Origin of the sequence: Leisingera sp. NJS201 (genome assembly GCF_004535885.1) — a bacterium.
Taxonomy (GTDB): domain Bacteria; phylum Pseudomonadota; class Alphaproteobacteria; order Rhodobacterales; family Rhodobacteraceae; genus Leisingera.
The window spans coordinates 2,678,574-2,695,207 of the sequence record NZ_CP038234.1 but is presented as its reverse complement, the minus strand read 5'-3'; the positions used below and the strand labels follow the sequence as shown (position 1 = coordinate 2,695,207).

The window sequence follows — 16,634 nt, the reverse complement described above, 5'->3', positions numbered from 1 at the left end:
CGGGACGGGTTTTTGGGCGGCGGGATGGCAAGGCGGGGCGAGAGATGACTGTTTCCAAGTGCGGGACAATGAAGGCCGGGCAGCAATTGAAGGCAGAGATTCGTGGCTGCCGGATCTGTGCAGACCGCTTTGCCGCCACCGCCACTGCGCATGAGCCGCGCCCGGTTGTGTGGTTCCGCCCCTCAGCGCGGATCCTGATTGCCGGCCAGGCGCCGGGTGCGCGGGTGCATGAAAGCGGCCGCCCCTTTACCGATCCGTCCGGCGACCGGCTGCGGGCCTGGCTGGGCCTCACTGAGGCGGAGTTCTATGACAAGGACCGGGTGGCGGTGGTGCCGATGGGGTTCTGTTTTCCCGGCTACAACGGCAAAAAGGCGGATCTGCCGCCGCCTGCGGTGTGCTGCAAGACCTGGCATGCCCAAGTGATGGAGCAGCTGCCGGATGTCCGCCTCAAAGTGCTGGTCGGCGCGCATGCGCAGCGCTATCACCTGGGGGTGAAGGGGCCTTTGACACCGCTGGTTCAGGGCTGGAGGGATCATGCGCCGCAGGTCTTCCCCTTGCCGCACCCGTCTTGGCGTAATACCGGATGGCTGAAGAAAAACCCCTGGTTCGAAGCCGAGCTGCTGCCGGTGCTGCAGACCCGGGTGAAGGAGCTGATGCGATGACAGAAGAAACCCCGCTGGATCTGGCCCATGCGGCGATGGAGGCGGCCTCGGCGGATGATGCCGCCCGGCTGCGGTTCTACGAGCGGCTGGCTGACAGCGAACTGTTCCTTATGCTGACCGAAGAAGCCGCCGGCGGGCAGATCTCGCCTGAGTTGTTTGAGACGCCTGAAGGCGCCTTTGTGCTGGTGTTCGACCGCGAGGAGCGCTTGGCGCAGTTTGCGGGCCGGGCGGTGCCTTATGCGGGGCTTTCCGGCCGCGTCATCACCCAGATGCTCGCCGGGCAGGGGATCGGGCTGGGCCTGAACCTGGAGGTGGCGCCCTCTGCCATTCTGATCCCGCCCGGCGCGGTCGGCTGGCTGCATCAGACCCTTGGCCACACCCCGGACGAGGTGGAAGCCGGCATTGCGGAGTTTACACCGCCAACCGGGATGCCGGAGGTGCTGCTGACGTCGCTGGACGCCAAGCTGGCTACTGCCGGCGGGTTGGCGGCAGCGGCCTATCTGGCGGGGGTGCGGTATGCCGGCGGCGGCCAGGGGCATCTGCTGGGATTTGTCGGCGCCAAGGAGGCTGCGCAACCGTCGCTGGCCAAGGCCGCGGGCGAAGCGCTGACCTTTTCCGGAGTTGAGGCGGGGGCGATGGATGTGGCCTTTTTTGAGGCCGAGGATCCGGTCGCGGCCAGCCTGGCCCGGGTCGGGTTGCGGTTCGACCTGCCGCAGCCGCCGGAACCGGACGCCCTCCAGCCGGAGATCCCGGGCAGCAATCCGGACAAGCCGCCGCGGCTGGTGTAGCCGGGCCGGATCGGGAGGAGGGGGCGCTCCCGCCTGCTCCGGCACATTTTGTAAATGTGCCTCACAGTTGGGGGTGGCGCTGTGCTGTGCGCAGCGCGGCTCTTTCTGCTGAGACGCGCTTGCAGAGCAATTTTGTCCATTAAGCGTTTGTTCGGGAGTATGCCAGCCCTTGATCCGGCAAAGGGTAGAAGGCTGCTTGCAATCGGTGGTGCGCCGCGCGACAGCGCGGCGCCAGGCCCAAGGCCGCAAAAGGAAGCCCAGGCTTTGCCTGGGCTTTCGCGGGCGCGGGAGGGCTTGGCTGGCGGTTATTCCGCTGCCGGTTCCAGCTTGTCCTGGGTGCGGGTGTCGAAATCGCTCGCGTCGTGGCGCTCGTGCAGCTGGGTGTCCAGCTCGCCGAAGGAGCGGTTCACCATGCGGCCGCGCTGCACTGCCGGGCGGGCGTCGATGGCCTTGGCCCAGCGGACCACATTGCTGTAGCTTTCCGCATCCAGGAATTCCGCCGCATCATAAAGACGGCCCAGAACCAGCTGGCCGTACCAGGGCCAGATCGCCATGTCGGCGATGGTATAATCTTCACCGGCGATATAGCTCCGCTCCGCCAGCTGCCGGTCCAGCACGTCAAGCTGGCGTTTGCTCTCCATCGAAAAACGGTCGATCGGGTACTGCCATTTCTCCGGCGCATAGGCGTAAAAATGGCCAAAGCCGCCGCCGAGATACGGGGCGCTGCCCATCTGCCAGAACAGCCAGTTCAGGGTTTCGGTGCGGGCAGTGCCCTCCTTGGGCAGGAATTCCCCGAATTTCTCGGCCAGATGCATCAGGATCGAACCGCTTTCGAATACCCGCACCGGTTCATCGCCGCTGCGGTCCAGCAGCGCCGGGATCTTGGAGTTCGGGTTGATCTCCACAAAGCCGGAACCGAACTGGTCGCCGTCGCCGATCTTGATAATCCAGGCGTCATATTCGGCGCCCGCATGGCCCTTGGCCAGAAGTTCCTCCAGCATCACCGTGACCTTTACCCCGTTCGGGGTCGCCAGAGAGTAAAGCTGCAGCGGGTGCTTGCCCGCCGGCAGTTCCTTGTCATGCGTCGCGCCGGCGATAGGGCGGTTGGTGGAGGCAAACTCGCCGCCGTTTTCTTGCTCCCACTTCCAGACTTTCGGCGGGGTATAGGGGGTGTCGCTCATCTGTCGGGCCTTGCTTTGATTGTTTCCGGTTTGCGGTCAATCGCACGCGCTGCGGCAATTGGCTGTGACAGAGATAAGAGGGGAATTGGAAATTCCAATGACTGGAAGGTACAGGCCGCGGAAATTTTACAAAATGCTCACGGGGTCTCGTCTGCGCACACAGCCGCGTGAACCCCCCTTCGCATTTGCGCCGGGACCTATAGTGTCTGACACGAAGCCGGATAAGATGCCGGTGCCCGAATTGAAGCGATCACCGATGAAAGGGAAGATTTCATGAAGCGTTTTGCATTTGCTGCCGTGGCAGCGCTGTCCTTTGCCTTGCCGGCCTTTGCAGGCGAGCAATATGTCGATGGCACCGGATTTGCCGTCTCGGGCTATGACGTGGTGGCCTATCGCAGTCTTGACATGAACCCGGTCGGCAGCCCGCAGACCGCTCCGGTACGCGGCAGCACTGCGTTCACTGCAGAATACAATGGAGCCGACTGGGCGTTCTCCTCGGCGGAGAACCGCGACAAGTTCCTTGAAAATCCGGCCCATTATGCGCCGCAATATGACGGCCACTGCGCCTATGGTGTGTCGCGCGGCGGTAAGGTGCCCGCCAATCCGAACCTGTGGCGCATTGTGGATGACAAGCTGTATCTGAACATCACCGACGTTGTCGTCGGTTTCTGGGAAGAGGACATTCCGGAAAACATCAACCTGGCCGAAGGCAACTGGCCGGGGATTGAGCCGGACGCGGCCTCGGGCAGTGTGATCCCCAAGTTCACCTCCGAAGGTCCGGTGGCGAACTGATTCAGCGCTGGGTTGCCCGGTGCCCTGCTTCTGAGCCGTCCGCCGGGCAAACGGACCGCAGAAATGAAGAACCCGCGCTGCAAGGCGCGGGTTTGCTTGTTTCAAGGGTTGCTCGCAAACTGGCAGCGTCCGCCTGATCTTCAGCGGCGGCGGTCGCGGCGCGAGGACATCGGCTGGAACGCCACGCCCACATGCGCTTCGCAATAAGGTTTGCCTTGCTGAGACGGCAGGCCGCAGAACCAGAAGTCCTCGGTCGCGGGATCGCCAACCGGCCACTTGCAGGTGCGTTCGGTCAGATCCATCAGGCTCAGCTTCTTGGCCTTCTTTTCGATCTCGTTGACCTTGGCCAGGGCTTCGGGGCTGATTTCATTGGCCGACGGCTGCGGCGGCAAGGGCTGGCCGGCCGGGATGATCTGGCGGCGTGCAGGCGTCGCCGGTTTGGCGTCGGCTGAGGCCGGCTGGACCGCTGCGGGGCGGGCCGGCTCGGTCTTGGGCTGCGGCTTGGGTTTGGCTGCGGCCGCAGGTTTCGGCGCTGCAGCGGCGGGGGCTGCTGCGGGCTTTTCCTTGGGCTCGGCGGCCTTGGTTGTGCCGCTGTTGCGGTTGGACAGGCCGAGGCGGTGCACCTTGCCGATCACCGCGTTGCGGGTGACGCCGCCCAGTTCTTTGGCGATCTGGCTGGCCGACTGGCCCTCGCCCCACATTTTCTTGAGCAGTTCGACGCGCTCGTCTGTCCAGGACATCTGTTGCCTTTCCAAGCTAATAGCGGCCCCAGGGATTCTGCGGCCGCCATCATATTCCGTGTGATCGCCCTATTCTAATCACTGCGGGCGGAGTTACAAGGCATCTTGCGCCCCTTGCCGCAGCCGTTATGCAGGCAAAGCAGCGAAAAACGGGGGCAGCATGGCGGATCAGGGGTATCAGGTTGAATTGGGCGCACGCCGGTTCGGACGGGTGAACTGGCTGGGGCTCAAGGCGCTGGCCTGGCGCGAGGTGAAGCGGTTTCTGGCGGTCTGGACCCAGACGCTGCTGGCGCCGCTGATGACGGCGGCGCTGTTTCTGATGATCTTCAACATTGCCATCGGTCCCCAGCGCGGCGATGTGATGGGGGTGCCGTTCCTGACCTTCCTGGCGCCGGGCATCATGATGATGACGGTGATCCAGAACGCTTTTGCCAATACGTCGTCTTCTATTGTTATTGCCAAGGTGCAGGGCAATATCGTCGACACGCTGATGCCGCCTCTGTCCGGGCTGGAGATCCTGCTGGGGTATCTGGCGGGCGCGGTGGCGCGCGGCACGCTGGTGGCACTGGCCATCGGGCTGGGGCTGATGGCAGTGCTGCAGATCGTGCCGGCGCATCCGCTGACAGCGCTGGTGTTCATCGTTCTGGGTGCGGCTTTCCTGGGCGGGCTGGGTATCGTGGCCGGGGTCTATGCTGACAAGTTCGATCAGATGGCAGCAATCACCAATTTCATCGTGACACCGCTCGCCTTCCTGTCCGGCACCTTCTATTCGGTTGAGGCTTTGCCGCCGGTATTAAAAGCGATTTCACATCTGAACCCGGTCTTCTACCTGATCGACGGCGTGCGATTCGGAGTGATCGGCACTTCCGACAGCCCGCCGCTGCTGGGGCTGGCGGTCTGCAGCGGCGCCACCTTTGCGGTGTGCCTGCTGGCCTGGGCCATGCTGCGCTCCGGCTACCGGTTGAAACCCTGACGCTGCTATTCTGCCGGGACCGGATCTTCGCCTGAAGGCGGCATCTGTTTCCGGCGGCCAAGCCGCGGGTGCAGGTTTCCGGCCAGCAGCACCGCCCCCGCGGCGGCTGCCGCACCTGCGGCAAAAATTCCCGCAACCGGCGCCGCCAGCAGAACCAGCCAGGCAACGCCAGGGGTCAGAATGCCGGAAATGTCGCGGTAGCTGGAATAGACCGCCGACATCTCAGTGCGCTCGGACGGCTTCACCGCCATCAGAAACGGCAGACCCGCACAGATATCCAGGAGAATCAGCGCGGCCGAACCGGCCACCAGCAAGGTGATCGACACTGCAGGCCATCCCTGGGCAACACAGGCGGCGCCAAAACAGGCGGTCACCCCCAAAAAACCGGCCTGCACCGCAAGCCGGATCGAATGCCGTTGCACCCAGCGCTGCAGCAGCGGTGCGCCGAACAGGGCGGCATTGGTAACGGACAGCAAGATACCGCCCAGCTCCTCTCCCAGGCCTTTTTCGATAGCAAAGATCGGCAGGTAGACCACATAGATCCACCACCCGGCCGAGCGGATCACCGCAAACAGCCAGCCGGCGACCAGACGCGGCTGCGCCAGAAAGCGCGGCAGGTAGGTCAAGGGATTGGAGGCCGGGCCGCGGGCGCGGGCGATCTGCTTGCCGTTGCCCATCCGCATCCACCAGAAGGCCGCCAGCATCACCAGCGCAGCGCTGCCGGATATCACAAACGGGGCGGGCGCCCAGACCTCAAGCAGCAGCACGCCGGCCACCGGGCCTGCGGTCCAGCCAAGGGCCGAATAGAACATCCGCGAGGTTTCGCATTGCCCAAGTTCCATCCGGGAAATGTAGTCCAGCACATAAGCGTTGAAGCAGATGAAAGTGGTCACCGCCGCCACTGTGTTCAGTGCAAGGGCGGCAAGCACCGAAACCGGGCTGCCCTCGATGGCAAAGCCGGCAGAGGTGACGAACATCAGCGCCCCAAGCGAATAGGCCCAGCGGCGCGGCACCACCCGGATCAGGGCAGGGATCATCAACCCGGCCAGCAGCGACAGGATGCCGACCGCAAAGTATGAGACAGAAACCATCCCGGCATCGCCCAATGCCCGGTACATGATCAGGGGAAAGACCGAGATCAGGATGCCGCGCACCACGGCTTCCAGCCCGGCCAGGATGCCAAAGTCCCGCACCGAAGGCACTGGCGCATTGCGCAGCCATTCGGGAATCCGCCTCTCGTGCATCTGCGTCCTCCTGTTCTGTCAAAGGACAGCGTGGCGCGGAAGATGCAGGGAAAATGCCGTTTTTCGACGCAAGGGTCGCATGCGGGCCTGGCGCCGGAAATAACTTTTCGTGATGGCCGGGCGGCTAAGGCTTGTGCGCGGCAGCAGCCGCGCGGCCCGCCGGGGGACTGGGCCGCCCTTCCCGCCAGGCAAGGATGGCGGCGCCCGCCAGAATGATAAAGGCGCCAAGGAAAGAAATGGCATCCGGCACCACGCCAAAGCCAATAAAGTCATAAAGGGCTGCAAAGACCAGCGTCGCATAGCTGAACGGCGCCGCAAAGGAGGCATCAGCGCGGGCCATGCCATTGATGAAACAGGCCTGGGCACAGGCCATCAGCAGCCCCAGTGCGGCCAGCGCGCCCCACTGCGCAAGGCTGGGCATTTGCCAGACCGGCACCACGGCGCAGCTTGCGATTATCATGCCCAGCAGGTTGTTGAACCAAAGCACCTGCAGCGGCCCTTCGCGGCCCGCGAGCTTCTTGATGAAAATCAGCTCCAGCCCCATCACCGCCGCGGCCCCCAGCGCCAGCAAGGCTGCGGGCTGGAAGCTGGCCGGGGTAGGGCGCAAGAGGATCATCGCTCCGATCATGGCAACCAACGCCGCCCCCAGCGCCAGGGGCCGACCCGCTCGCCCAGCAGCGGAATGGCCAGCAGCATGCCGAACACCGGGTTCAGGAAGGTGATCGCGGTAGCATCGGCCAGCGGGATGTAAGCGACCGAGGCAAACATCAGCGTCACCCCGGCCCAGCCGAAGGAGGTGCGCCCGATGTGATAGCCCCAATGCGGCCGGATGAACCTGGGCCGCAGGATCAGCACCGCAGTTGAAATGCCCATGAAGGCAAACAGGAACCGCCCATGGCTGATTTGCAGCGGATGCAGCGGTGCGCCCAGGCTACCGGTTCCCAATGCCTTGGCCAGCAGAGTGGTGCCTGCGATGAAGGTTGTCGCGGCAAGGATCAGGGCGGCGGCCAGAGCCGGGTTCTGCGGGGTGTAACGGGTCATGGCAAAGCGGTGCGGCAAGCCGCCGCGGGATGCAAGAGAAAACGCTCTGCAATCGGCAGCAGTCTTGTGCAGCAAGGGGCGCTGCCCCTCTTGGCCTGGCGACCAATTCACCCCGGAATATTTCGGCAAAGGTGAAGGGGCGAGCGGGGCGCTGCGGCGGATTGGCGGGCTGGGTTGTACAAAAGGGGTTTTCTTTCGCTCAATCCTCCACTATGGAACCCACCCATGATCAAACGCGCAAATACCACCGTTTCGCGACGCCGACGCCGCCTGGCGTGACCGGCCCTTTGATCCATTGTGCCCTTTCATGGCGCATCCCCTTCCAAAATCATTGACCCACCGTTGACCCAAGGCCCCAGCTGTTGCACAGCTTTGGCTTCAACCTTTGAAAAGGATGATCCTGATGATCCCGTCCGTTCTGCCGACCTATAACCGTGCACCGCTTGAGTTCGTCAAAGGCGAAGGCGCCTGGCTGACCACGGCGGACGGGCGACGCTTTCTGGATCTGGGGTCGGGCATCGCGGTCAACGCGCTGGGCCATGCCCATCCGGCGCTGGTGGAGGCGCTGACCACCCAAGCGCAGAACCTGTGGCATGTCTCTAACCTCTACCACATCCCGCAGCAGCAGGCGCTGGCGGACAAGCTGGTGGAGCATACCTTTGCCGACACCGTATTCTTCACCAACTCCGGCACCGAGGCCTGCGAACTGGCAGTGAAAATGGCGCGCAAGTATTTCTATGACAAGGGCCGGCCCGAACGGGTGGAAATCATCACTTTTGACGGTTCCTTTCATGGCCGGTCCTCGGCCGGCATCGCCGCCGCAGGGTCTGAGAAGATGGTCAAGGGCTTTGGTCCGCTGCTGCCCGGCTTCGTGCATCTGACCTTTGGCGACCTGGATGGCGTGGCCAATGCCATTTCGGACAACACTGCCGCGATTCTGATCGAGCCGGTGCAGGGCGAGGGCGGCATCCGCCCGGTGCCGGATGCGGAGCTGAAGGCGTTGCGCGCAATCTGTGATGAGCACGGCCTGCTGCTGATCCTGGATGAGGTGCAATGCGGCGTCGGGCGGACCGGCAAGCTGTTTGCCCATGAATGGGCCGGCATCGCCCCGGACATCATGATGGTGGCCAAGGGTATCGGCGGCGGCTTCCCGTTGGGCGCGGTGCTGGCTTCGGAAGAGGCCGCCAGCGGCATGACTGCGGGCACCCATGGCTCCACCTATGGCGGCAACCCGTTGGGCTGCGCCGTGGGCTGCGCGGTGATGGATCATGTCGCGGAGCCTGAGTTTCTGGCCGAGGTGAAACGCAAGTCGGGTCTGTTCCGGCAAAAGCTCGAAGGATTGGTTGCCGACCACCCGGAGGTGTTTGAAGAGGTGCGCGGCTCCGGTCTGATGCTGGGCCTCAAGTGCAAGGCGGTCAACATTGACGTGGTTAACGCGGGCTACGGCAACGAATTGATCACCGTCCCGGCAGCGGACAACGTGATCCGCCTGCTGCCGCCGCTGACCCTGACCGACGAGGACATCACCGAAGCGGTCAACCGCCTGGAACAAACCGCCGCCCAGGTCGAAGCCGCCTGATCTTCACCTTTGGATAAATACTCCCGGGGGTCCGGGGGCAGGCAGCCCCCGGCCTTCGCTAGCCAGAAGCGATACAGTGATGAACCATTTTCTCGACATCCACAAAACCGATCCATCCGACCTGCGGGCGATCATCGACCAGGCAAAGGCCACCAAACTGGCGCGCCTTGGCCAGCCCAAGGCCGCCTTGGATGATGAGCTGCCGCTGAAGGACCGGATGGTGGCGCTGATCTTTGAAAAACCCTCGACCCGGACCCGAGTGTCCTTTGACGCCGGGGTGCGCCAGATGGGCGGCCAGACCATGGTGCTGTCGGGCAAGGACATGCAGCTGGGCCATGGCGAGACCATTGCTGACACCGCCCGCGTGCTCAGCCGCTACGTCGACATGATCATGATCCGCACCTTTGACGAAACTGTGCTGACCGAGATGGCGGAATACTCGGACGTGCCGGTTATCAACGGCCTGACGGACCGCACCCACCCCTGCCAGATCATGGCCGACGTGCTGACCTATGAGGAGCACCGCGGGTCGATCAAGGGCAGGAAAGTGGTCTGGGCCGGCGACGGCAATAACGTCTGTGCCTCCTTCCTGCATGCCGCCGGGCAGTTCGGGTTCGACCTCACTTTTACCGGCCCGGCGCAATTGGATCCGGAGGAGGAGTTCATCGGTCTGGCGCGCAAGGCGGGCTCCAAGGTGACCGTTGAGCGGGACGCGTTCAAAGCGGTTGAGGGCGCCGATCTGATTGTGGCCGACACCTGGGTGTCGATGCATGACAGCCAGTCCTCCAAGGAACGCCGCCACAACATGCTGCGCCCCTATCAGGTGAATGACGATCTGATGGCCGCTGCCAAACCGGACGCGCTGTTCATGCACTGCCTGCCAGCCCACCGCGAGGAAGAGGTGACAAGCGCCGTGATGGACGGCCCGCAATCGGTGATCTTTGACGAGGCGGAAAACCGGCTGCATGCGCAAAAGGCTGTCATGCGCTGGTGCATCGGCGGCTGACCTCTGCTGTTTGCGCGGAGGGCGGGTGCTCCCGCCTGCTGCGGTGCATTCAATAGAATGAACCTTGCCAGTTGGGCGTGGCGCCGGGCCTTTGGCCTGGCGCAGTGCGTTTTGCGCGGGCCGTCCGTTTCTGGTCCGGTGGAAAGGGAATTGCGCTGGCTTATGCTGTTCAGCTCTGCAATCCTCGCGCCGGTATTCAAGCGCGAGGGATTTTTCATGGACCGGACCACAGCTTTGCTGATTGTCGACATGCAGCAGGAGATGGCAAATGTGACCGCCTCCGGCCGCCAGCGGGCCAATCCGCAGGCCGAGGAGAAGATCGCAGGTCTGGCTGCCGCTTTCCGCGCAGCCGGCCTGCCGGTTGTGCATGTGATGCATGACGACCCGCGCCCCGAAAGCGGGTTTCGCCGCGATCTGCCCAGCGGCCAGCCTATGGAATGCGCCATGCCGGCGGACGGCGAGGCGGTGTTCTGGAAAACCGGCTCCTCCGGGTTTGTTGGCACCGGGCTGGAACAGCATCTGCGCGACTGCGGCATCTCCCGGCTGGTGATTGCAGGCGGGGTTGCGGCCTTCTGCGTCAACTCGACCGCCCGTTCCGCAGCCAACCTGGGGTTTGAAATCCAGGTTGTTGAGGATGCGCTGATCGCTTTCTCGCTGCCTGCGCGCAAAGGCGGCGAGCTGGACGCCGGGCAGGTACTGGAGGTGACGCTGTCGGCGCTGCATGCCGGCTTTGGCACGGTGCTGCCTGCGTCGGAGATCCTTGCGCAATTGCCGGCAGCCACGCCTGCCTGAGCCACAAAGGTGACGCAAGGGCCCGTTGCTGCGGGTCCTTGAACCGGGGCGGAATTGCCACCAGCTTTCCAGTGTCACAACAGGGGAGGTTCCGGCATGGCAGAGACATCATCGAAACCGGTTGCGCTGATCGTGGGGGCGGGAACGGGCTTGTCCGCCTCTTTCGCCCGGCAGCTGTCAGATGCCGGCTATGCGCTGCATCTTGCGGCGCGCAGCATTGGCAACCTCGAAGATCTGGCCGCAGAAACCGGCGCGCGGCTGCATCAGGTGGATGGCACTGATGGCGATGGGATCGGGCAGCTTGTGGAGAGCCTGCGAGGGGATTTGCGGGTGGCTTGCTACAACCCCTCCGCCCGTGTCCGCGGACCGCTTACGGAGTTGGACCCGGAAACCGTCCGCAAGGCGGTGGAGGTCACGGCTTACGGCGCCTTTCTGCTGGGGCAGGCGGCGGCGCGGCGGATGCTGTCACAGCAGCCCGCAAACGGGCGTCGCGGAACCATCCTGTTCACCGGCGCCTCGGCGGGTGTGAAGGGGTTTGCTTTGTCGGCGCCTTTTGCGATGGGGAAATTTGCACAGCGGGGCCTGGCGCAAGCCATGGCGCGGGAACTGCACCCGCAAGGTATCCATGTCGCCTGGGTCAATATCGATGGCGGCATCCGCAATGCATCGCGGCCCGAACGGACCGAGGCCTCGGGCAATCCCGACAGCATGCTGGATCCGGATGCCATCGCTGCCGAATACATGCACTTGATCAATCAGAACCGCTCAGCCTGGAGCGACGAGCTGGTGCTGCGGCCCTGGGTGGAGAGGTTCTGAACCGCGAAAAGAAAAGCCCCCGCAGCCGGCTGGCGCGGGGGCTGTAAAATGCCGCGGCAGTGCGGATCAGCCGACGATGGCGTTCAGCAGCAGGAAGATTACCGCTGACAGCAGCGCGGCAGCAGGCACAGTAATCACCCAGGCAGCCACGATGGTCATAAAGTGGCTGCGGCGCACCAGCTTGCGGCGGCGGCGTTCTTCGGGGGCGATACGCTTGGCTGCCGGGCGCCCTTCGACGGTTTTCTTCAGGCGGCGCTCCATGTGCCATTCGCGGAAAAACCCGACGCCGAACACCGCCCCCACCGCGATATGGGTGGAGGAGACCGGCAGGCCCAGCCAGCTGGCCACAATTACGGTGATGGCGGCAGACAGCGATACACAGAAGGCGCGCATCGGGTTCAGCTTGGTGATCTGGCTGCCGACCATGCGGATCAGTTTGGGGCCGAACAGGAACAGGCCGAACGAAATGCCAAAGGCGCCGATGACCATCACCCATGTGGGAATGGTGACTTTGGAGGCGAAGTCGCCGAATTCGGTGGCATGCACGATGGCCGCCAGCGGGCCGACCGCATTGGCGACATCATTGGCGCCATGGGCAAAGGACAGAAGGGCGGCGGAAATCACCAGTGGCAGGCCGAACAGCGCCTTCAGCGACTTGTTGCGGTTTTCCATGCCTTCGGACTGGCGCTTGATCAGCGGCGCGGTGATCACATAAGACAGCGCCCCGGCGCCTGCACCGATCAGCAGTGCGGTCTGCAGGTCGATCTTGACGATCCGCTTCAGGCCCTTCAGCGCCAGATAGGCGGCAAAGGCGCCTGCCATGATCCCCACCAGCACCGGCACCCAGCGCCGGGCTGCGGCGATCTTGTCGTCCTGATAGATGATCTTGGCCTTGATGAAGGCCAGGAACAGTGCCGCAACCACCCCGCCCAAAACGGGCGAAATCACCCAGCTGGCGGCGATCTTGCCCATGGTGGGCCAGTTCACCGCGGCAATGCCTGCGGCAGCCACACCGGCGCCCAGCACGCCGCCAACCACCGAATGGGTGGTAGACACAGGCGCGCCGACCCAGGTGGCCAGGTTTACCCACAGCGCCGAGGAAATGAGGGCTGCCATCATCGCCCAGATGAACACGCTGCTGCTGGAAACCGCAGCGGGGTCGATGATGCCCTTGGAGATGGTTGAAACCACGTCACCGCCCGCCAGCAGCGCACCGGCGCTTTCGGCAATGGCGGCAATCACAATGGCGCCGCCCATGGTCAGCGCATTGGCGCCCACCGCCGGCCCCATGTTGTTGGCAACGTCATTGGCGCCGATGTTGATCGCCATATAGGCGCCGAATGCGGCGGCGGCGATCACCACCATATTCATCGCCGAGCCGCCGAAGAAGACGCCGGCCGCCAGGCCGGCCACTACGATAAAGGCCAGTGCGATACCGGGCCCCACCAGAGGCCGGGAGGCATAGGCTGTCGCCAGTTCGAGCTGGGAGATCCTGTTCAGATCCTTGTCCAGCGTGTTCCACTGCGTGCGCTGATCTTGATCGCTCATCGTCGCATTCCTGATTCCGAGGTCTGCGCACGCGCCTAACGCTGCTCCGGTCACGGATCAAGCGTTAGACATGAAAATGTCACATAACTTTTACAATTGACGCAAAAGCTCCTGCAGCTGCGGCTCCTGCACCAGCGTTGCGGCTTGTTCCGGGCGCATCCATTGGCGGTTGCGTTCAGCGGATTCGGGGTAGTCGTCGGTCAGCTGCTCCACCTCGGCGGAGAAAATCAGCGTCGTCACCGGTTCTTCGGTGCCGTTGTCGTGGTATTTGGTGTAGTTGTATTCACCGATCGGCTTTTGCGAGATGCGGGCCTCGCGGACGCCCGCTTCTTCCCAGGCTTCCTGCAGGGCGGAATCCGGTCCGTCCTTGCCCTCGACCGGCCAGCCTTTGGGCAGTATCCAGCGGCCGGTGCCACGGCTGGTGATCATCAGCACTTCTTTGCCGTCCTCGCCGGTGCGGCAGCACAGCGCGGCGACTTGCAGGCGGTTTGGTCGTTTCAGCATCGGCTTGAGAATTTCTTCCCAGGCGCGGATCAGAGTGCTTGTCATATATGCTCAGCCTTTGTGGTTGGGTTGGTCCCGTGTTTTGTGTGGAGTTGTGGGAAAGTAAGCCTGAATGCCCGGAGTTTCAAGGCCGCGGCCTGAGATATGCCGCCGGGGGCGGCGCGCAGGCCGCCGCATTTATGCACCGTTTGCGTTCGCCGCGAAGCGTCGCGGTGCCGCCGCTTCGGGTGCAGGGCAGCCCTGGGCGGGCAGGGCTCCCGCCGCCAGGACAGCGCATCACAGATGCGCCGTCGGCCGTTGGGCCGGGCAGCGCGCCTTGCGGCGCACTGCGGGTGGCTATTTGCGCCGTTTTGCCCGCAATGTCGGATCTTCCTGTGTGGGGTCCTCGGGCCAGGGGTGCCTGGGGTATTGCGCGCGCATGTCCTTGCGGACGTCCGCGTAAGACCCCGCCCAAAAGCCTGGCAGGTCGCGGGTGATTTGAATCGGGCGCTGTGCCGGGGACAAAAGGGCTATCTTCAGCGGAACGCCGCCCACGCATGGGTGGCGGCTGACGCCGAACAGTTCCTGCAGGCGGACGGAGATTTCCGGCACTTCACCGTCATAGCTGATCGGGATCTTGCGCCCCAGCGGCGTGATGAAACTGCCCGGCGCCTCGCGGTCCAGAAGCTGCGTCTGCTCCCAGTTGAGGGCGGCACGCAGCGCGGGCAGCAGGTCGAAACGTTTCCAGTCCCCGGCAGAATTCACCCCGTCCAGCATCGGCAGCAGCCAGTCTTCCAGCGTATCCGTCAGGCCGGGGAGGGAGAAATCCGGCAAATCATGTCCTTCGCCGCGCACCAGCTCCACCCGTGCGGCAAGCCGCGCCGCGGCGCCGGTCAGCCGCAGGCCCAGGTCGCGCACCCCGTCCAGCATCGCCCGCGCCACCGCGTCCGGCGGCACGTCCTTCCAGATCCGGTCATCCAGTACGACGGCACCCAGCCGCTCCTTCTGGCGGGCCGTCACCCGGCGGTCACGCTTTGACCACTCGCACATATCATCCCAAGCGATCTGATCCGCAAACAGCTCGCGGATTTCGCTTTGGGAGATTTGCGCCGCCATCCGGATCCTGGCTTCACGCGGGTTGCCGTCGGTGTCCAGCGCCACGATGAAAGGCGCGCCCGCCAGCGTGTCGCCGCCATCCAGAATGGCGCCCTTGCCGCCCGACAGCACGAACCGCGGCGCGTCCCCCTTGCGGCGCTGGCCAACGCGGTCGGGATAGGCAAGTGCCGCCATCGCTGCCGGGGACAGCGTGCCAGTACCCGTAACAGTACCGGTGCCGCGCCCGGCCTGCTGTTCCAGCCGCCGGGCCTCGCTTTTGATCCGTTCCACCACCGGGCGGTTCAGCTGATAGGGGCAGGCGCGTTCAAACCCCTTGGGATCCTTTAGCGCTTTCAGCCGCAATAACAGATCGGCAGGGGCTCCGCGCAGCGGGTCGCGCTCGCCCAGGAGGGCTGCCAGCGGCGCCGCAGCCGGGCCGGCGGTCAGCAGCATGTGGCCAAGGCGGGGATGCAGCGGCAGGGATGAGAGCGCCTTGCCGTGTTCGGTGATCCGCCCCTGCCCAGTCAACGCGCCCAGCATCTGCAGCAGCGCTTGCGCTTCGCTCAGCGCGCCGGCAGGCGGCGGGCTGAGGAACGACAGATCCTCCGGCGCTGCGCCCCACAAGGCCAGCTCCAGCGCCAGACCGGTGAGGTCAGCGCTTTCGATCTCCGCGGGGGAAAATCCCATCAGCGCGCCTTCCTCGCCCTTGGTCCACAGCCGGTAGCAGATGCCCGTCGCAACCCGCCCCGCGCGACCTTGGCGCTGGGTCGCCTCGGCGCGGGTCACTTTCTCGGTCACCAGCCGCGACATGCCGGAGCCGGGGTCAAACCGCGCCCGCCTGGACTGCCCCATATCCACCACCACCCGGATATCCTGAATGGTCAGCGAGGTTTCGGCAATCGAGGTTGCCAGCACCACCTTGCGCCCTTCCTTCTCGGGCTGAATGGCGGCGCGCTGCTTGGCAAAGGGCAGGGCGCCGAACAAGGGGCGGATATGGCAATGGCCGGGCAGGCGTTTGGCCAAGGCGCCGGCGGCGCGGCGGATTTCGCCCTCGCCGGGCAGAAACACCAGAATGCCGCCGCCCTGATCCCGGTCTGCGCTGCGGGTGTCCCTTTCGGCCTGCACCACCAGATCCGTCAGTGCGTCGCCGCGCCGGGCCTGGGCAGGCAGAGGGCGTTCCAGCCAGCGGGTCTCTACTGGATAGCTGCGCCCCTCGGAGGTGATCATCGGTGCATCCATCAGCGCCGCCACCGGTTCCGCGTCCAGCGTTGCCGACATTGCCATCAGGATCAGGTCATCGCGCAGGGCGCCCGCCACCTCAAGACACAGGGCAAGCCCCAGATCGGCGTTCAGCGAGCGTTCGTGGAATTCATCAAAGATCACCGCGCCGATGCCGGGCAGGTCCGGGTCCGACTGCAGCATCCGGGTCAGGATGCCCTCGGTCACCACCTCGATCCGGGTGGACCTGGAAACCTTGGCATCGCCTCGCACCCTATAGCCGACGGTCTGGCCGGATTTCTCGCCCAGCGTTTCCGCCATCCGTTCGGCGGCGGCGCGGGCGGCCAAGCGGCGGGGTTCCAGCATCACAATGCGGCCCTGGGTCAACGCCGCCTCCAGCATCGCCAGCGGCACCCGCGTGGTCTTGCCTGCACCCGGCGGCGCCTGCAGCACGGCACGGCGATGGCCGCGCAGGGCGTCCAGCAGTTCGGGGAGGGCGTCTTCGATCGGCAATCTGGTCATGCCGCCTTATCGCTAAAGCCGGCGGTCAGGTCCAGCGGCCAGTCCGCCGGGGCAGAGCCTGCGCAAACCGGATCAAGCGCGGCGGATTTGCCGCCTTTTCTGCGGCACCGGCTGATGTAGGTTGTGCGGCAAACGGCAGGGACTGGACTTTGCA

Annotated in this window: 14 protein-coding genes and 1 pseudogene; 8 read left to right on the top strand and 7 right to left on the bottom strand. The window is 64.5% G+C overall.

What is annotated here, in order from left to right:
• Positions 1-68: 68 nt before the first annotated feature.
• Together ETW23_RS13350 and ETW23_RS13345 are read left to right on the top strand one after the other, a co-directional pair.
• Positions 69-662: a uracil-DNA glycosylase family protein gene (locus tag ETW23_RS13350; RefSeq protein WP_134831320.1), complete on the top strand. Its 594-nt coding sequence runs from the start codon at positions 69-71 to the stop codon at positions 660-662.
• On the top strand, positions 659-1,450 hold the full coding sequence (locus tag ETW23_RS13345) for an SseB family protein (protein WP_134830269.1): 792 nt from the start codon (positions 659-661) through the stop codon (positions 1,448-1,450). Before ETW23_RS13350 ends, ETW23_RS13345 begins: the two co-directional genes overlap by 4 nt.
• 305 nt (positions 1,451-1,755) lie before the next feature.
• Here ETW23_RS13345 and yghU read toward each other — a convergent pair whose 3' ends face one another.
• Positions 1,756-2,631 carry a glutathione-dependent disulfide-bond oxidoreductase gene (yghU, locus tag ETW23_RS13340; RefSeq protein ID WP_129370256.1) on the bottom strand — a complete coding sequence of 292 codons (876 nt, stop codon included), beginning with the start codon at positions 2,629-2,631 and terminating at the stop codon, positions 1,756-1,758.
• A gap of 273 nt (positions 2,632-2,904) precedes the next feature.
• On the opposite strand from yghU, the gene ETW23_RS13335 reads away from it, so the two are divergent.
• Complete coding sequence (locus ETW23_RS13335) at positions 2,905-3,423, top strand: YHS domain-containing (seleno)protein (protein ID WP_129370257.1); 519 nt, start codon at positions 2,905-2,907, stop codon at positions 3,421-3,423.
• Between the two features lie 140 nt (positions 3,424-3,563).
• Here the strand turns inward: ETW23_RS13335 and ETW23_RS13330 are convergent, their stop codons facing one another.
• Entirely contained in the window at positions 3,564-4,163 is a 600-nt protein-coding gene (locus ETW23_RS13330) for a GcrA family cell cycle regulator (RefSeq protein ID WP_134830268.1), read from the bottom strand.
• A 160-nt stretch (positions 4,164-4,323) separates the two neighbouring features.
• Here ETW23_RS13330 and ETW23_RS13325 point away from each other — a divergent pair, with 160 nt between their 5' ends.
• Positions 4,324-5,136, top strand: a complete 813-nt coding sequence (locus ETW23_RS13325; protein WP_134830267.1) for an ABC transporter permease — start codon at positions 4,324-4,326, stop codon at positions 5,134-5,136.
• Positions 5,137-5,141: 5 nt separating this feature from the next.
• On the opposite strand, the gene ETW23_RS13320 is transcribed toward ETW23_RS13325, so the two are convergent.
• Complete coding sequence (locus ETW23_RS13320) at positions 5,142-6,380, bottom strand: MFS transporter (RefSeq protein ID WP_134830266.1); 1,239 nt, start codon at positions 6,378-6,380, stop codon at positions 5,142-5,144.
• 124 nt (positions 6,381-6,504) lie between these two features.
• Positions 6,505-7,421 (bottom strand): annotated as a pseudogene (locus ETW23_RS13315) (DMT family transporter).
• A 403-nt stretch (positions 7,422-7,824) separates the two neighbouring features.
• Between ETW23_RS13315 and ETW23_RS13310 the strand changes: the two are divergent.
• The 4 genes from ETW23_RS13310 to ETW23_RS13295 all read left to right on the top strand — a co-directional run bounded on the left by ETW23_RS13310 (position 7,825) and on the right by ETW23_RS13295 (position 11,614).
• The gene (locus ETW23_RS13310; RefSeq protein WP_134830265.1) at positions 7,825-9,000 is read left to right on the top strand and encodes an aspartate aminotransferase family protein; all 1,176 of its coding nucleotides are present in this window, start codon (positions 7,825-7,827) and stop codon (positions 8,998-9,000) included.
• Positions 9,001-9,079: 79 nt separating this feature from the next.
• Positions 9,080-10,006, top strand: a complete 927-nt coding sequence (gene argF / locus ETW23_RS13305; RefSeq protein WP_134830264.1) for an ornithine carbamoyltransferase — start codon at positions 9,080-9,082, stop codon at positions 10,004-10,006.
• Between the two features lie 216 nt (positions 10,007-10,222).
• The gene (locus ETW23_RS13300) at positions 10,223-10,798 is read left to right on the top strand and encodes an isochorismatase family protein (protein ID WP_134830263.1); all 576 of its coding nucleotides are present in this window, start codon (positions 10,223-10,225) and stop codon (positions 10,796-10,798) included.
• Between the two features lie 96 nt (positions 10,799-10,894).
• A complete protein-coding gene (locus tag ETW23_RS13295) occupies positions 10,895-11,614 on the top strand; it encodes an SDR family NAD(P)-dependent oxidoreductase (RefSeq protein WP_134830262.1) in 720 nt (239 codons plus the stop codon).
• A gap of 66 nt (positions 11,615-11,680) precedes the next feature.
• Here the strand turns inward: ETW23_RS13295 and ETW23_RS13290 are convergent, their stop codons facing one another.
• The 3 genes from ETW23_RS13290 to hrpB all read right to left on the bottom strand — a co-directional run bounded on the left by ETW23_RS13290 (position 11,681) and on the right by hrpB (position 16,480).
• Positions 11,681-13,162: an inorganic phosphate transporter gene (locus ETW23_RS13290; protein ID WP_129370266.1), complete on the bottom strand. Its 1,482-nt coding sequence runs from the start codon at positions 13,160-13,162 to the stop codon at positions 11,681-11,683.
• Positions 13,163-13,252: 90 nt separating this feature from the next.
• Positions 13,253-13,711, bottom strand: a complete 459-nt coding sequence (locus tag ETW23_RS13285; protein WP_129370267.1) for an NUDIX hydrolase — start codon at positions 13,709-13,711, stop codon at positions 13,253-13,255.
• Between the two features lie 291 nt (positions 13,712-14,002).
• On the bottom strand, positions 14,003-16,480 hold the full coding sequence (hrpB, locus tag ETW23_RS13280; protein WP_134830261.1) for an ATP-dependent helicase HrpB: 2,478 nt from the start codon (positions 16,478-16,480) through the stop codon (positions 14,003-14,005).
• Positions 16,481-16,634: the final 154 nt, after the last annotated feature.

Coding starts and splice junctions, on each gene's coding strand:
- ETW23_RS13350 (WP_134831320.1), top strand. CDS start 69: ATGAAGGCCGGGCAGCAATTGAAGGCAGAGATTCGTGGCTGCCGGATC.
- ETW23_RS13345 (WP_134830269.1), top strand. CDS start 659: ATGACAGAAGAAACCCCGCTGGATCTGGCCCATGCGGCGATGGAGGCG.
- yghU (WP_129370256.1), bottom strand. CDS start 2,631: ATGAGCGACACCCCCTATACCCCGCCGAAAGTCTGGAAGTGGGAGCAA.
- ETW23_RS13335 (WP_129370257.1), top strand. CDS start 2,905: ATGAAGCGTTTTGCATTTGCTGCCGTGGCAGCGCTGTCCTTTGCCTTG.
- ETW23_RS13330 (WP_134830268.1), bottom strand. CDS start 4,163: ATGTCCTGGACAGACGAGCGCGTCGAACTGCTCAAGAAAATGTGGGGC.
- ETW23_RS13325 (WP_134830267.1), top strand. CDS start 4,324: ATGGCGGATCAGGGGTATCAGGTTGAATTGGGCGCACGCCGGTTCGGA.
- ETW23_RS13320 (WP_134830266.1), bottom strand. CDS start 6,380: ATGCACGAGAGGCGGATTCCCGAATGGCTGCGCAATGCGCCAGTGCCT.
- ETW23_RS13310 (WP_134830265.1), top strand. CDS start 7,825: ATGATCCCGTCCGTTCTGCCGACCTATAACCGTGCACCGCTTGAGTTC.
- argF (WP_134830264.1), top strand. CDS start 9,080: ATGAACCATTTTCTCGACATCCACAAAACCGATCCATCCGACCTGCGG.
- ETW23_RS13300 (WP_134830263.1), top strand. CDS start 10,223: ATGGACCGGACCACAGCTTTGCTGATTGTCGACATGCAGCAGGAGATG.
- ETW23_RS13295 (WP_134830262.1), top strand. CDS start 10,895: ATGGCAGAGACATCATCGAAACCGGTTGCGCTGATCGTGGGGGCGGGA.
- ETW23_RS13290 (WP_129370266.1), bottom strand. CDS start 13,162: ATGAGCGATCAAGATCAGCGCACGCAGTGGAACACGCTGGACAAGGAT.
- ETW23_RS13285 (WP_129370267.1), bottom strand. CDS start 13,711: ATGACAAGCACTCTGATCCGCGCCTGGGAAGAAATTCTCAAGCCGATG.
- hrpB (WP_134830261.1), bottom strand. CDS start 16,480: ATGACCAGATTGCCGATCGAAGACGCCCTCCCCGAACTGCTGGACGCC.